This window comes from Desulforapulum autotrophicum HRM2 (assembly GCF_000020365.1).
Lineage (GTDB): Bacteria > Desulfobacterota > Desulfobacteria > Desulfobacterales > Desulfobacteraceae > Desulforapulum > Desulforapulum autotrophicum.
This window is the reverse complement of sequence record NC_012108.1, coordinates 3,687,170-3,702,853: the sequence shown is the minus strand read 5'-3', so window position 1 is coordinate 3,702,853 and position 15,684 is coordinate 3,687,170. Positions and strand designations below refer to the sequence as shown.

11 protein-coding genes and 1 pseudogene are annotated in these 15,684 nt (G+C 49.1%); all 12 read left to right on the top strand.

Features of this window, described 5'->3' with window-relative positions; translation table 11 throughout:
* The first annotated feature begins 44 nt into the window (after nucleotides 1-44).
* The 12 genes and pseudogenes from HRM2_RS25410 to HRM2_RS16055 all read left to right on the top strand — a co-directional run bounded on the left by HRM2_RS25410 (nucleotide 45) and on the right by HRM2_RS16055 (nucleotide 15,681).
* A complete protein-coding gene (locus HRM2_RS25410) occupies nucleotides 45-2,444 on the top strand; it encodes an ATP-binding response regulator (protein ID WP_232364050.1) in 2,400 nt (799 codons plus the stop codon).
* A 281-nt stretch (nucleotides 2,445-2,725) separates the two neighbouring features.
* Nucleotides 2,726-3,301 (top strand): hypothetical protein, encoded by a 576-nt coding sequence (locus tag HRM2_RS16105; RefSeq protein WP_015905103.1) that lies wholly within the window; start codon nucleotides 2,726-2,728, stop codon nucleotides 3,299-3,301.
* Between the two features lie 119 nt (nucleotides 3,302-3,420).
* A pseudogene (locus HRM2_RS16100) lies at nucleotides 3,421-4,344 on the top strand (ABC transporter ATP-binding protein); the annotation flags it as partial.
* Between the two features lie 3 nt (nucleotides 4,345-4,347).
* Complete coding sequence (locus HRM2_RS16095) at nucleotides 4,348-5,052, top strand: ABC transporter permease subunit (RefSeq protein WP_015905101.1); 705 nt, start codon at nucleotides 4,348-4,350, stop codon at nucleotides 5,050-5,052.
* 16 nt (nucleotides 5,053-5,068) lie between these two features.
* Complete coding sequence (locus HRM2_RS16090) at nucleotides 5,069-7,300, top strand: Gldg family protein (protein ID WP_015905100.1); 2,232 nt, start codon at nucleotides 5,069-5,071, stop codon at nucleotides 7,298-7,300.
* 5 nt (nucleotides 7,301-7,305) lie between these two features.
* Complete coding sequence (locus tag HRM2_RS16085; protein ID WP_015905099.1) at nucleotides 7,306-8,277, top strand: DUF4340 domain-containing protein; 972 nt, start codon at nucleotides 7,306-7,308, stop codon at nucleotides 8,275-8,277.
* 27 nt (nucleotides 8,278-8,304) lie between these two features.
* Nucleotides 8,305-9,045, top strand: coding sequence for a lysophospholipid acyltransferase family protein (locus HRM2_RS16080; protein ID WP_015905098.1), 741 nt, complete (start codon nucleotides 8,305-8,307; stop codon nucleotides 9,043-9,045).
* Between the two features lie 128 nt (nucleotides 9,046-9,173).
* Nucleotides 9,174-10,154 carry a tungstate ABC transporter substrate-binding protein WtpA gene (wtpA, locus tag HRM2_RS16075; RefSeq protein ID WP_015905097.1) on the top strand — a complete coding sequence of 327 codons (981 nt, stop codon included), beginning with the start codon at nucleotides 9,174-9,176 and terminating at the stop codon, nucleotides 10,152-10,154.
* A 52-nt stretch (nucleotides 10,155-10,206) separates the two neighbouring features.
* Entirely contained in the window at nucleotides 10,207-10,995 is a 789-nt protein-coding gene (locus tag HRM2_RS16070) for an ABC transporter permease (protein WP_015905096.1), read from the top strand.
* Nucleotides 10,992-12,026 carry an ABC transporter ATP-binding protein gene (locus HRM2_RS16065; RefSeq protein WP_015905095.1) on the top strand — a complete coding sequence of 345 codons (1,035 nt, stop codon included), beginning with the start codon at nucleotides 10,992-10,994 and terminating at the stop codon, nucleotides 12,024-12,026. Before HRM2_RS16070 ends, HRM2_RS16065 begins: the two co-directional genes overlap by 4 nt.
* Nucleotides 12,027-12,126: 100 nt before the next feature.
* Nucleotides 12,127-14,907 (top strand): transporter substrate-binding domain-containing protein, encoded by a 2,781-nt coding sequence (locus HRM2_RS25405; RefSeq protein WP_015905094.1) that lies wholly within the window; start codon nucleotides 12,127-12,129, stop codon nucleotides 14,905-14,907.
* A 24-nt stretch (nucleotides 14,908-14,931) separates the two neighbouring features.
* Nucleotides 14,932-15,681, top strand: coding sequence for a metallophosphoesterase family protein (locus HRM2_RS16055; RefSeq protein WP_015905093.1), 750 nt, complete (start codon nucleotides 14,932-14,934; stop codon nucleotides 15,679-15,681).
* The last annotated feature ends 3 nt before the right edge of the window (nucleotides 15,682-15,684 follow it).

Here is a 15,684-nt window from a genome sequence, read left to right as displayed (position 1 = left end):
ATTCAGACCTGATTTGCAGAATAGGGTATTCGGGCATTATCTTTTTGCCCATTACTTTTTATGAGACAGTTGTCTGTTATCTGAGCCTGCCCAGAAAATACCTGGCCTGGTTTTATTCTCTGGCGTTTGGATTCTTTGTCTGCCTGTGGACAACGGATCTTTTTATCAAAGGTCCGTATCTCCAGGGGTTTGGGTATTACCCCGAGGCAGGCCCCCTCCATGTTGTATACCTGGCCATGGTTTGCTTTCTTATGGTTCAGATTCTTTTCTTCCTGTACCGGGTGTTCAAAAAAGAGACTGATTTCCTTCGGAAAACCCAGGTTAAATTCTTTTTTATTTCAAGTATTGTTTTCTGTTTTTCCGCAGTTGATTATCTTTTAAATTACCCGATGATAGCCCAAGAACTTAACAATCAAATGTACCCGTTCGGGGTGTTCTTTATCTCCTGGAGTATGCTGATATTTGTGTTATCCCATTTTATTACCCTGAACTTGACCCTTGAAAAACGTGTGGCCATAAAAACCGCTCAATTAAAAGAGTCCATCACTGCACTGGAAGAATCTGCCCGGGTTAAGAAAGATTTTATTGCCAATATCACCCATGAGTTGAGGACGCCTTTGACCCTGATCCGCGGGTGGGCCGATTTGGTTCTTGATGGGAAAATGGGAAGCGATTCTGAAAAGTTGATGGAAACCATGGATAAGATTGGTCTGCAAACCCTTATTTTGACAAAAAAAATAAATGAACTGCTTAAGATATCCAGGTTAGATGCCGGCATGGTCAAGCTTGTTTTAACAAAAACCGATATTGGTGCCTGCATCTTTCAAGCGGTATTGAGTTTTAAAGGGCTTGTCGAGCAGAGTGGGATTCATTTGACCTATACAGGGGATGCAAGTGTCGGCGAGGTGTTTATCGATCAGGAAAAGCTCAAGGATATTTTAAACAACCTGATCCGCAACGCCTATAAATTTACAGAAAAAGGTGAAATTCTTGTCTCCTTGCTGAAAAAAAGTGACCGGCTGGTCATTACCGTTAAAGACACTGGCATTGGCATGTCCAGTGCTGTTCTTAAATCTATTTTTAGAAGATTTCACCAGGGAGACAGTTCGACCACAAGAAAATATGAAGGCACCGGCCTTGGGCTGGCCATTGTCAAAGACTCTGTTGAAATGATGAACGGTACCATATCCGTGGAAAGTATGGTCGGTCAGGGCACTGTTTTCACCGTCGACCTGCCCATGGATCTTGAAAATAGTGAACCAGAATCGGTCCTTGACAGACGGGGAACAGATCGCCGGGCCCGGCATGCCGGATACAGCTATGATGATCGAAGACAAAAAGACCGGCGGGTGACGGATCTGGCCAGGATAGACAGCGAAGACCTCGCCAGAATCAGCGTATCAGACAAGAACCCTTTCAGCCAGAACCGTGTCAAAAAAATAGAACCAGAAGATTCCAAGGGGGTTATTCTTATTGCCGAGGACAATGTCGGGATTCAAGAGCTTTTAGCCATTGCATTGGAACGGTATACCCTGTTCATTTCGTCCAACGGCCAGGCAGCTTGGCAGGCAATCGACGGGATCAAGCCCGATCTGGTGATTTCAGATATCATGATGCCGGGCATGGACGGGTTCTCCCTGCTTGAAAGAATCAGAACCAACGGGAAAACCTCGACAATCCCGGTGATTGTCATCACATCCCTGACCGAACAGGACGACAGGATAAAATCCCTTCAACTGGGGGCAGACGATTATCTGACCAAACCCTTCCATCATCTGGAACTCCAGGCAAGGGTGAAAAATGTACTCAGCCTTCATAAACTGGAACGGGAGAAAACGCGTTCCGAGCAGCTGCAAACGTTTCTGATGGTTCTTGCCTCTGCCATTGAATCCAAAGACAAATACACCGGCGGTCACGTGGAGCGGGTTGCCGGTTATGCAAGGGATCTTGCCCGGAAGGCAAAACTGCCTGAGTTCCTGGTAAATGAGATTTTCATGGGCAGCATTGTCCATGATGTGGGCAAAATAGGGATCAAGGACGAGGTGCTTAACAAATCCGGCCGGTTGACACCCGAGGAATTCGAACATATCAAGACCCACCCGGAAATTGGAAAAAATCTGCTGTCACAGCTTGAAATTGCGCCGGTGGCGGTCAATATTGCCTACTCCCATCAGGAAAAATGGAACGGCAAAGGCTATCCCTGCGGCCTGAGCCGGCAGGAGATTCCCATTGAGGCCAGAATTTCCACCATTGCCGATTTCTGGGATGCCATCACCTCAGATCGCCCCTATCGAGAGGCCATGCCCCTTGAAAAAGCCATTGCCATCATGCACCAGGAGCGGGGCAAATCCTTTGATCCTGAACTGTTTGACCTGTTCATGGATGAACAGGACAAATTGTACCTGAGGTATATCGGCCAGGACAAAATCAAATCGCTTGCCTGATCAGGCCCTGGGCCCCAATCTTAACGTCCCAATCTTAACGTCCCAATGTTGTTTTTTCTTTCCACTCTATTAATTTATTTCTCAACCCTGTTCCATGAATATTAGCACCGGGTAAATTTTGCTGCATATCCGTATGTTGCTGCCATGGGCCCTGGTGCCGTGGTAAAAAAATATTGATTCAGGATTTTTCCTGGTGTAAGGTTGCGCCTGCTGATTAATGCGTATTATTATTTTAATGGTGTTTTTTAAAATAATGTAACTCCTTGCAAAAGGAGGAGGGTATGACAGATAAAAAAATGGAAAATTCAACCTTTGCCACCATGGATCTAAGGGGAAAACAGTCGGTTCGAGCCACCTTTAAACTTTCTGCCAGGGCCATAGATTCCTTGAGTCTTGTTGCCGTTCACCTGGGCATCAAGCAAAAATCGTTGTTTGATCATCTGATCGAGGATGCAGCTGCCCTTGGTGATCTTGCAGCTAAGATTCGGCTCCGGCAGTTTCAAAAGATCGACAGGGTTCAAAAGACCTATGTGCTGAGCCGCCGAACCCTGGAGGTGCTCGAGATGATCTCCAAATCCCACGATACCCCAAGGGATGCACTTGTTGAGTATTCCATAAAACGCCTGGAATCGGTGATATCTGTGGAAAAAAAACGACATGAACAGCGGAAGCAGCTGTTTGAAAAGGTGACCGCCCACTGGGAGGAGGGCTCAAAAATCCTCCATGAGGCAAGGGAAATCCTGGGAGAGGATGACCCCTTTTGTCGTAATGTGGAACGGGCCGTGACAGCCTGCTTAAGGACAAAAAAAGACCTTTCCGTGTTCATGGAAAAGAGCAGATTGATTGAAGAGTATTGAATCCCAGGGGACAGCTTTCCCTGGACAACCATAATAATCCATAGGTTTTATAGCCGTAAATTAAGGAGGCAGTCGTGATACAGGTCGAGAATCTGACCAAGTACTACAATGATTTTTGCGCCGTGGACAACCTCAGTCTTACCATCAATCCGGGGGAGATTCTGGGCCTTTTAGGACCCAATGGTGCCGGAAAAACAACCACTCTAAGAATGCTGACCGGTTTTTTTAAACCAAGCTCAGGAACCATCAAGGTAAAGGACCTTTCCATTCCCGAGGACACCCTCAAGATCAAGCAGATCATGGGATATTTGCCTGAATCGGCCCCCCTTTATCACAACATGCTAGTGTTTGACTACCTTGACTATGTGGCGGCAGTCAAAGGAATACCCCGGGCACGGCGAGTTGCACGGCTCAAAGAATTATCAGAGCTTTGCGGTCTGGCCGATATCATGCACAAGACCATTGACGAACTTTCCAAGGGCTTGAAACAGCGGGTTGGCCTTGCCCATGCCCTGATGACCGATCCTGAAATACTGGTGCTTGATGAGCCCACCTCTGGTCTTGATCCCAACCAGATTGCTGAAATCCGGGAGATCATCCGGAGAATCGGAAAGGAAAAGACCATTATTTTTTCCACCCATATCCTGAGTGAGGCTGAAGCCACCTGTGATAGAATCGTTATTGTGAACCGGGGCAGGATCGTTGCTGACGACACCACCCAGAATCTGAAGAACGGTGATGGCAGCGGATCAAGCATTTTCCTTTCCCTGTCCAATGCGGATTCTGAAAAGGCCATGGCCCTGATCCAGGGTGTCAAAGGGGTCCATCAGGTCGAGGCGAAAAAAGCTGAAGCCCGGGGTGATTGCCGATTTGAAATTCACTGTAAAGTCATCCCCGCTAAAGGCAGCACTGAAATCGATGATTATGATGCGGGCAAAGCCCTTTACCTTGCCCTTCGAGAAACCGACTGGATCATCACAGAGCTGACCCATAAATCCCGCTCCCTGGAAACCATCTTCCAGGAACTGACAAGGGGGAATTAAATCATGATGAAGATTACACAAATTGCAGCCAGGGAGTTCAAGGATTACTTTATCTCCCCCATCGCCTATATCGTGATAGCACTCTTTCTGGTGCTTACCGGCTGGTTCTTTTTTTCAACTTTTTTTATTTTTGACCGGGCCGACCTCCGGGGCTTTTTTTCCCTTCTCCCCACCATCTTTGCCTTTGTGATACCGGCCATCACCATGCGGCTTTTTTCTGAAGAGATGAATGTGGGCTCCTATGAAACCCTATTGACCATGCCGGTTTCCTTCAGTGACATTGCCCTTGGGAAGTTCCTGGCAGCCCTTGGTTTTACCGCTGCCATGCTTGCCCCGACCCTTGCATATCCGCTGTTCATCTCTTTTGTGGGCCAAGTTGATCCAGGACCCGTGATTGGTGGGTATATTGGAGCACTGCTTCTTTCCGGTGCCTATTGTTCCCTTGGCATCTTTGCCTCTTGCCTTACGCGGAATCAGATCGTGGCCTTTATCCTGGGGGCTGCCATGTGCTTTACCTTGACGGTGATTGACAAAATGCTCTTTTTTGTTCCCAATGCCCTTGCCGGGGTGGTGGGATATCTTGGGGCTGATGTGCATTTCCAGAGCATTGCCAAGGGTGTGGTTGATTCACGGGATCTGGTCTACTTTTTGAGCGTCATGGTCCTGGGGCTTTGGGGAACCTATCTTGTGATGCAGGAAAAGAATTAAGGAGTAAGATATCAGAATGAAGAATCAGAAACAGATATATTTTAAATTCATGATCTATGTGATTGTGATTGTTCTTGTCAATCTGGTCAGCACCACCCTTTTCTTCAGGGCTGACCTGACCCGGGACAGGGTTTATTCTTTGTCCACGGCGAGTCGTACCGTGGTCTCCACCCTGTCTGAACCCCTGACCATCAAGATCTTTTTTTCAAAGAATCTGCCGGTGCCCTACAACAACACCGAGCGATACCTCCACGATCTCATGGAGGAATATGCAAGCCATGGGGGCAAGTTTTTCAATTACACATTTAATGATGTTACCCCCCAGGAGGCGGGCCTTACCGATGAGGCGGACCGCAACCGCAGGTTGGCCGAGGATTACGGTATCTCACCGGTTCAGATTCGAATCATAGAAAATGATGAGGTAAAGTTCCAGCAGGCTTACATGGGCCTTGTGATCATCCATGGGGACATGATCGAGAAGGTTCCTGCCATCACTGCCACGGATGGCCTTGAATACAAACTTACCACGGCCATCCAGAAACTCAACAACAAGGTGAGTACCCTTCTGAGCCTCAAGGAGAAGGTACGGTTGAGAATGTACTTAAGTTCGTCGCTGTTTGCCGTTGCGCCGTTCATGGGCCTTGACAGCCTTTCCTCCCTTCCTGAACAGATTACAAAAGTAGTTCAAGAACTCAACACCAAAAACCTTGGTGTCATGGATTTCAAGTACGTTGATCCCACCAAGGAAAACAACCTTGATGACATTGCCAAACGTTACAATCTCATGACCCTCAAATGGCCGGACCTTGAATCAAAAAATGTTCATGCCGGTACGGGTGGTGCAGGCCTTATCATGGAGTACGGGGAAAAACGGGCCGAGATTCCTTTGATTTCAAGTGTTAATCTGCCCATTATTGGTACCACCTATCAAATGACGGATCCGACCATGCTCGCGGATCTTCTTTCAGACACCATGGAGCAGATGATTGGAATCAACCAGGCCATTGGCTATCTTGGAGATCATGGTACGCTTCCTCTTTCCATGCCCGGCATGGGCATGATGGGGCAGCAGCAGCAGACGACCATGAATGCCTTTAACAATCTTGTTTCCCAACGGTATACCATCAAGGAGATCTCCCTTGCGGACGAGGAGATTCCAGAAGGGCTCAACACCCTGATTATTGCAAGGCCCACGGAGGAATTTACCGATTTTGAGCTGTTCCAAATCGATCAGGCCCTGATGAAGGGAACCAACCTTGCCATTTTTCCGGAGGCTTTTAACGAGACCATGCCCGGGCAATCTGCCGGGTTCATGGGGGGAGGACCCGTTTATGTGCCCATTGATACAGGGCTTTCAAGGCTTCTTGAGCACTATGGGGTCAAGCTGTCCTCCTCCTATGTCATGGACGAGGCGTGCTACAAGCAGATGCTGCCCCAAAATCGTGGAGGAGGAGAGCAGAATATCTATTTCGCGCCAATGATAGACGGGGCAAATATCGACAACACGCCCGACTATATGAACAATATCAAGGGGCTTGTGACCATGAAAATTTCTCCCCTGACCGTTGACGCTGAAAAATTGAAAAAATCCGGCATCAAGGCCACAACGCTTTTCTCTTCATCGGACAAGGCGTGGGAGATGAAGAACAATATCAACCTGAACCCCATGTTCATCTCCCCTCCCAAAGACGGGGAAAAACGCTCATTTGATCTTGCCTGTATGCTCGAAGGTGATTTTTCAAGCTATTTTGCCGGACAAGAGATTCCCCAGAAGACGTTGCCGGAAAATGAGGTGGCTGAAGGGGACCTGATGGACAGTGGTTCAGACAAGGCCCAGGCCAATGATGCTGACCAGGGTGTTAAAACGTCCCCGGATCTGTCTAAAATCCAGGCCTCAAACACCCTGGTGGAAGGCCGAAAGGCCGGCAAGATATTTGTCATGGCCTGTTCGTCCATGCTCGAGGACAACATGCTTGACAGCGAGGGGCGGAGCACAAATGCCACCTTTGTGCTCAACGTTATTGACCACCTTAACGGCCAGGATGACATTGCCGTCATGCGCAGCAAAAACCAGACCCTTAACCCCCTTGACCCGACATTGCCTGTCATGAGAAACGTTATCAAGACCGTCAATATTGCCGGCCTGCCCATCCTGGTCATTTTATTCGGGTTTAGCGTCTGGATGAGGCGCAGGTCAAGAAAACAACGGATTAAAAATCTTTTTTCAACAGATCAAAAGGAGTCATAAACAAAATGAAGAAAGAGTTACTCATCCTCGGGGTGGTCATTGTCAGCCTTGTGGCATACCTCGTGTTTCATTCTGAACAAAAGAGTAATTACACCCTTCCCGATCTTTCCCGGGTGGCTGTGGAAGAGGTCTCCACCCTTGCCGTTGAAAAGAATGGTAAAACCATCAACCTTTACAGGGCCAACGGGCAGTGGACGGTTTCGGACAAACACTATCCGGCTGACACTGACACCGTGAAAAAACTTCTGGATGTGGTTGAAAATCTCAGTGTGTCGGCCCTGGTCTCCCAGAGCCGGGATCTTAGGCGCTACGATCTCACTCCAGAACAAGGCATTAAGGTTACGGCCAAAAAAGGGGATGCTGTTGTGCGCAGCTTTGAAATAGGAAAGACGGCGCCCACCAACCGTCATACCTTTGTCACCCTTGCCGGCCATGAAGGGGTTTACCATGCCCTGGGTGATTTCAGACGTGATTATGACCGGGATGTGGAGGGCTTCAGGTCCAAAAGGGTATTCGGGTTTGACCGGGAATCCCTTGTCAGCCTTGTGGTTGAAAAGGGAGATGTCAAACGGACCATTCTTGCAGGGCAACCCGATGGCAAGGACAAAGATCAAGACCAGGATCAGGCCACCTGGAAGGCCGAGGATGGCAACGCCGTGGATGCCGGCAAGGTTGACGCCCTGGTGGCCGATCTGACGCATCTTGATTGCGCCTCCTACATGGATGGGCAGACGGGCACGCCGGATGACGGCGGGACATCCCTTCTCAAGATTCAGGTGACCACGGGTTCAGGAGATGGGGCCAAGAACGTTGATCTGGTGCTCCATGGAAAAACTGAAAATGGTGACTATCGGGCCGCCTCGTCCCAGACGCCCTATTCATTTATCCTTAATGCCTATCAGGGGGATGATCTTGTCTCCTGGGTAGATGCTGTGCTTGGCATTAAGCATGAGGGGAAAAAAACCGAGGACAAGTAACCTGGGAAAAAAGGAGCCGTCTGGCGAGTGGATGCGATTTTAAAGGCCGTTTATCAACCCTACAAGTGGTTGTTTGTATTTCCCCTTATGTCGCTATCGACCTTTTTTCACGGGGTTCTCTGCATGGTTGTGGTGCTTTTTTTCGGGGCTGATGCAGGTAATCTGGTTGCCGTGTCATGGTCTCGGCTTGCCTGTATCGTGGTTCCCATCCGGGTTAAAATTATGGGCAGGCATAATTATAGCCGGGACAAAAGCTATGTGGTGGTGGCAAACCACCAGAGCATGGTCGACATCCCGGTGATCCATGGGTGGCTTGGCCTCAGGATCAAGTGGGTCATGAAAAAGGAGCTTAAAAAGATACCGGTGTTTGGACCGGCCTGCCAGAGTCTGGGCTGTATCTATGTTGACCGGGCCGACAGCGGGGCGGCACTTAAATCCATGGATGAGGCAAAAAACAGGCTCTTTTTCCGGGGAAAAATCACCGGCGGGGCTGCGGTTCTTTTTTTCCCGGAAGGGACAAGGAGCCGGGACGGAAGGCTCCTTGCCTTTAAAAAAGGGGCCTTTCGATTTGCCATGGATGCAGGTCTTCCCATTCTTCCCATTACCATCAGAAACTCCAGGCAGATTCTGCCGTCAGACTCCCTGAACCTGTCACCCGGGGAGGTGGAAATCGTTGTTCATCCAGCCGTGGACCTTTCGTGCTGCACAGTTGAAGTCCTTGATGAAACGGTCTCCCAGGTAAGATGTACCATTGAACATGCCCTGTAGGTCGTTGGATCTGGTTGCTTCTGGTTTGTTTGTCCCTTTATTTTGTGTTCCTGAAAAAATGATTGACTTTCGTTGGGGGTTTAAATAAGCCATAGCTTATTTACAACCCAATTTTTAAGGAGTAATAGATGAAATCCATGAACAGATTTTTGAAGTCCCTGGCCCTTGTCACCGTTCTGCTTATGTCCGCATCCCTTTGTTTTGCAGCACCCAAAGGCAAGGTGATCGTTTTTCATGCAGGCAGTCTCACCGTTCCCTTTGACAAGATTGAAAAGGATTTTGAAGCGCTTCACCCTGACATTGATATCCTCAGGGAAGCCGGGGGAAGCACCAAAATGGCGAGAATGATCTCTGAGGTTGGAAAAAAGGCCGACATCATGGCCTCTGCCGACTACAAGGTGATAGACAACACCCTTGTTCCCGATTTTGCAGACTGGAATGTCCGATTTGCATCCAACCAGCTCGTTCTCTGCTATACACCGACCAGTCGTTTCAGCGACACCATTACCAGTGATAACTGGTATGATATCCTTTTAAAAGAGGACGTTGTCTGGGGCCATTCCGATCCAAACCTGGACCCCTGCGGTTATCGAAGCCTCATGGTGTTAAAACTTGCTGAAAAATTCTACAGCATTGATGGGCTTTACGATAAGCTCATTGCCAACCGGCCCCTGAAGAACGTACGTCCCAAATCAGTGGAGCTTGTCAACCTTTTAAAGACAGGCAATATGGACTATGCCTGGGAGTATCGGTCAGTTGCTGTTCAGCATGGGCTTAAATACATCACCCTTGACGATCACATTAACCTTGGCAACTACAAGTATGACGCCTTTTACCGCCAGGCAACGGTTGAGGTCACCGGGAAAAAACCGGGCACTTTTACCACAAAGACCGGTCAGTCTTGCACCTACGGCATTACCATGATCAAGAACAGCCCCAATCCAGAGGCTGCAGAACTGTTCCTGTCCTATCTGCTGTCTGCCGATGGTGGCCTAAAGACCCTTGAATCCATGGGACAGCCTCCTTTCATTCCCTGCCGTGTGCCTTCACAAGAGATGAAGGAGGCACTGCCCGGAACCCTTGTTCCCCTTGTGGAAATCAAAGAGTAAATTAAAAAAATAGATCAAAGAACAGGGGGATTGCGCAATCGTCGGGCTGACCTTGAAATTAAAAAAAACAAATCTTTTCTGGGGGGGGGCGGTCTTTCTGAGCCTTCCCCTGGTGTTTCTGGTCACCTTTCCCCTGGGCAAGATGCTTCTCATGCCAGAAGTGTCAGATCTTTTGTCAACAATACAGGAAAGGGTGGTGCTCGAGGCCCTGGGCCGTTCGATCTTTACGGCCCTGGGGGCAACTGCCGTTGCCATTGTCTTTGGTACCCCCCTGGCCTATATCATGGCAAGAAAGACGTTTTTTGGAAAAAAGCTTGTTGAGGGACTCATTGATCTTCCCATCATGATCCCCCATCCGGTCATCGGCATTGCAATCCTGAGCCTTTTTGGCAGAAACTCCCTATGGGGGCGGCTGCTTGCCGGCATCAACATTGAAATCATGGGGTCCCTCACCGGGATTGTGGTGGTCCTTGTTTTTGTGGGGGCTCCTTTTTACATCAACACGGTCAAAGCTGGGTTTGAAGCCGTTCCCCTGCGCCTTGAAAAGGCATCCCAGAGCCTTGGTGCAAGCATGGGTGCCACTTTTTTCAGGGTTACTTTTCCCATGGTGTGGCGAAATATGGTCCTTGGGGCAGTCATGTGCACGGCCCGGGCCATCAGCGAGTTCGGAGCCGTCATTATTGTGGCCTATCATCCCATGACGGCCCCGGTTCTGATTTATGAGCGTTTCACCGCCTTTGGCTTGAAATATTCCCAATGTGTGGCCTTCTGGCTGATTATTATCTCCCTGGTCCTTTTTGTCATGATGCGTTTTTTTTCAAGGGAACGACGGATTCAATGATACGGGTCAGCGATCTTTCCATACGTCTTACCGGGTTCAGCCTGGAATCGGTCAATCTGGAAGTTAAAGAGCGGGATTTCTTTGCCCTGATCGGCCCTACAGGATCGGGCAAATCCCTGCTGCTTGAAGCCATTATGGGGCTGATGCCCATTGATAGTGGCGGGGTTTTTCTGGAAGAACAGGAAATAACAAAAACCCCTCCGGAACACCGGGGCCTTGGCATCGTGTACCAGGATTACGCCCTTTTCCCCCACCTTGATGTACAAAAAAATATCCGTTATGGGGTTCGCTACCATGACATCTCCAAGGTTGAGGCAAACGCCCGGTTTGAATCACTTGTGGAAACCATGAATCTGTCCCATCTGTTGAACCGCCACCCCCTGACCTTGAGCGGCGGGGAAAAGCAGCGGGTTGCCCTTTGCCGGGCCCTGATTCTCAACCCCAGGGTGTTGCTCCTTGACGAACCCCTTTCCGCCCTTGATCCCGTGCTCCAGGACGACATCAAAAATCTTTTGAAATCCCTGCACAAGACCCTTGGCACCACCTTTGTAATGGTTTCCCATGATTTTTCGGACGTTCTTTTTCTTGCCAACAGGGGGGCCATCATTCACAGGGGGAAAATAGAACAGACCGGCACCATCCAGGAGTTGTTTGAGCGACCTGGATCTCCGTTTGCTGCCCGGTTTGTGGGGATGAAGAATGTGTTCCCCATTACAGGGTGCAATGATTCCAGGGTCAGCCTCAAAGGGCTTGAGATTTTCCTTGACCGTCCTGCCTTGGGCCGGGATTACCTTGCCGTGCGACCTGAAGAGATTCTCTGCCTGGATGGGGATCCGGGTGGCGGTGTAAACCGGTTTTCCGGCAGGGTTCAGAGACTGGTCAACCGCGGATTTTATTTTGATGTTTTTATCCAGGTCAACGGGGTTGAGTTCATGGCCCAGTGGACCCGCAGGCAGGTCCTGGAAAAAAAGCTCAAAATCGGGGATATCACCTGGATCTTCATACCTGAAGCAAGGGTGCACACCTTTTAAGGTCCGGTGACATTTGGTTTGATTTTTTTGATGTTCATTAGTATGCTTACCAGAATCCTAACCAGAAATTTAAAACAAGCATGTTATTCGATTTTATCAAATGAATAAAATTTTATTATTTTTTTTTGGAACGACCGTCCTGGTGGCTCTTTGGGTTGTTCCAGCCCTTGCTGCACCCGTAACCGTTGGGGGCGACCACAACTTCCCGCCGTTTGAATACCTCAATGACAAAGGGGTTCCCGAGGGGTTTAATATTGATATCATCATGGCTGTTTCCAGGGCCATGGATATGGGAATCAAGATTGAGTTAGGCCCCTGGAATCAGGTCCGAACAGCCCTTGAAAGGGGTGAAACTGAGGTTCTGGCAGGGATGTACCGAACTCCCCAAAGGGCTGAAAAGGTTGATTTCGCGGTACCCCATTATATCTCCACCTACAGTGTGTTTGTCAGGAACGGCTCACCCATTAAAGGGATTGATCAATGCCGGGGAAAAAGGATTGGTCTACAAAAGGGAGATCTTTACCACGATATTGCCGTTGAACGTCAGATGTCAACCCGCCTTGTCCTTGAAGATGATTTACAGGATGTTATTGAAAACCTTGCACAGGGTCGTGTCGATTGTGCCGTTATTTCAAGGGCCCAGGGGATGCAGATTGCAAAAAATATGGGTATTCAAAACATTCGACCCCTTTCCGACCCCATATTACAGGGTAGATACTGTATTGCCGTTGCCCAGGGAAACGCCAACCTTCTGGCCATGATCAACGAAGGGCTGTTCATCATAAAAACTTCGGGTGAATTTGATGCAATTTATGAAAAATGGTTTGGTGCGCTAAAGGCAGAACCACTGACCTTTGCCACTGTCTTGCGCAAAGGCATCTGGGTCATTCTTCCTCTTCTTGGGCTGGTGGCGGCAGGGTTTGTGTGGTCGCTGATGCTTTTGCGACAGATTAAGGGAAAAACAGCACGACTGTCCGATGAGCTGGCGGAACGAACCCTTGCCGAGCAGCGGCTGAAAAAAAGTGAAGAGGAGATCAAGAGCATTTTCCGGGCAGTCCCCACGGGTATCGGGGTTGTGTGCGATAGGAAGATTATTCAGGCAAATGAGCAATTAGCCCGGGTGACTGGTTTCTCAAGGGATGAGCTTATAGGCCAGAGTGCAAGGCTACTTTATCCCAATGAAGCACGCTATGACCATGTGGGCCTGGAAAAATATCAGCAGATAGACCAGGTGGGGATCGGAACCGTTGAAACCCAGTGGCAGAGAAAGGATGGTCGGCTTATTGACGTGCTGCTCAGTTCCACCCCCATTGATCTTGAGGATCTTTCCAGGGGAGTTACCTTTGCAGCCCTTGATATTACCGATCTTAAGGCCAAGGAGTCCCAACTTCTGGAGAGTGAAAAAAAATACCAGGCCATCATGGGGTCCATGAAAGAACCGGTATATATTACCTCTGAAGATTATTTGATTGAATATATGAACCCCACCATGATCCAGAGAACGGGGTATGATGCCACAGGGGAAGACTGTTTTACGGCAATCCATGGCTTCAGTGAACGATGTCCCTGGTGTGAGTTTGACACGATTAAAAACGGCAGCACCCAGGAGATGGACATTGTCAGTTTTAAAGACAATCATTCGTTCCATGTGTCGGCCACCCCCATTGCCCATGCCAATGGAACGGTTTCCATGCTCAATGTGCTCAGGGATACCACCCGGATGAAACAGATAGAGGCACAGCTCCAGCAGGCCCAGAAGCTGGAGGCCGTGGGCGTTCTTGCCGGTGGTATTGCCCATGATTTCAACAATATTCTGTCGGGGATTTTCGGGTATTCCAAGCTTGCGGAACGGCATATTGACAACCCCACAAAGGCAAAGAGCCATATTCGGCAGATCATAAAAGGCTCACAACGGGCGGCTGAACTGATCCAGCAGATCCTTGCCTTCAGCCGAAAAACAGAGCCTAAAATGCAGGTACTTATCCTTTCCACCGTGGTAAAGGAGATTCTTGATCTGATCCGGTCTTCCATCCCCTCGTCCATTGTAATTTGCGAAAAGATCGTCTGTGAGAAACCCATCCTGGGCGATCCGGTAAGAATCCACCAGGCCCTCATGAATCTTTGCACAAACGCCTTCCAGGCGATGGTTTCCACCGGGGTGCTGACCGTTGAGGTGGACATGATGGACGTTTTTCATTCGGCTAATGGGCCGATTCCAAATATGGTGCCGGGCCAATATCTGACCGTCAAGGTGATGGACACGGGCAACGGCATGGACCCGAAGACCTTAAATAAAATATTTGATCCCTATTTTACCACCAAAAAGCCCGGAGAGGGCACAGGTCTTGGTCTGGCCCTGGTCTACGGGGTTGTTGAAGAGCATGGCGGGTATGTTACTGTTGACAGCGGACCTGGTCAGGGATCTGCTTTTCAGCTTTTTTTCCCCGTTGTAGATGAACGGGCAGGGAACCAGATAGAGGTGCCGAATCTCCAGGAGGTTCCTCCAGGGGGAAGGGAACACATCATGGTGGTGGACGACGAGGAGAGCATTCTTTTGTCGACCCAGGAGCTTTTAAAAGATTACGGGTATGAAATCACAGCCTTTGAAAACAGTGCTGACGCCTATGCTGAATTTGAAAAAGATCCGTTGAAATTTGACCTTGTCATCACAGACATGACAATGCCCCAGCTGTCGGGTGTTGAGTTGTCAACAAAAATGCTGAATCTTAGAAGTGAGCTTCCCATTATCCTGTGTACAGGGTATTGTGGAACCTATGATGAAAAAAAAGCCCTGGCCCTGGGTGTTAAAAAGTACGTTCAAAAACCCATAGATAGTCGAACCCTGCTGGGTTTGATTCGTGAACTTATCCATGGGAACTGACCCTGGTTCCCTGACGGAGACACCATGCGTTTGATCATTTTATCCGATATCCACGCAAATCTGGAGGCGTTTACCGAGGTGCTTGCCTGGGTTGACCGCTCATTCCAGGGTCGGGAAGTGCCCGACCGGATCATTTCCCTTGGCGACAACATCGGCTATGGTCCGGATCCCAACGGAGTGATGGAAATAATCTGTGAGCGAAATATTCTATCGGTTCTGGGCAATCACGAGATGGCAGTTCTCAACCCTGCTTTTCTTGCCTGCTTTAATCCTGTTGCAAAAAAGGCTGCGGACCACACCCGGTCCCATCTTCTACCCGCCTTTAAACAGGTCTTTGGAGGATGGTCCCAGAGTCTGGTTGTTGAAAACCTGCTTTTTGTACACGGGTCGCCTCCGGAGTCGCCGTTTGTTTACCTTTTTCAGCTTTCAGACGTTATTCTCCAGAGGAAAATGGAAGCCATGGATCAGTGGGTCTGTTTTACCGGTCATACCCATGACCTGGAATTGATTGTCCTTGACAATGGAAACCTGACCCACCAGGAACTCGGCCAGGGGGAAATTTTTCTGGACAGGCAAAAAAAATACATTGTAAACGCCGGCAGTGTGGGGCAGCCAAGGGATGGAAATCCCTCTGCCAAAATAGTGGTGTTTGACATGGAAACCGGGCGGCTTGAGGTCGTGTTTGTACCATACGACTGCCACACCACAGCCATGAAAATCCGTAGGACCTCCATTCCGGACGTGTACGCGGATAAACTATTGAAACGGTTTTAAATC

Coding starts and splice junctions, on each gene's coding strand:
- HRM2_RS16055 (WP_015905093.1), top strand. CDS start 14,932: ATGCGTTTGATCATTTTATCCGATATCCACGCAAATCTGGAGGCGTTT.
- HRM2_RS16090 (WP_015905100.1), top strand. CDS start 5,069: ATGAAGAATCAGAAACAGATATATTTTAAATTCATGATCTATGTGATT.
- wtpA (WP_015905097.1), top strand. CDS start 9,174: ATGAAATCCATGAACAGATTTTTGAAGTCCCTGGCCCTTGTCACCGTT.
- HRM2_RS25405 (WP_015905094.1), top strand. CDS start 12,127: ATGAATAAAATTTTATTATTTTTTTTTGGAACGACCGTCCTGGTGGCT.
- HRM2_RS16065 (WP_015905095.1), top strand. CDS start 10,992: ATGATACGGGTCAGCGATCTTTCCATACGTCTTACCGGGTTCAGCCTG.
- HRM2_RS16095 (WP_015905101.1), top strand. CDS start 4,348: ATGATGAAGATTACACAAATTGCAGCCAGGGAGTTCAAGGATTACTTT.
- HRM2_RS16105 (WP_015905103.1), top strand. CDS start 2,726: ATGACAGATAAAAAAATGGAAAATTCAACCTTTGCCACCATGGATCTA.
- HRM2_RS16085 (WP_015905099.1), top strand. CDS start 7,306: ATGAAGAAAGAGTTACTCATCCTCGGGGTGGTCATTGTCAGCCTTGTG.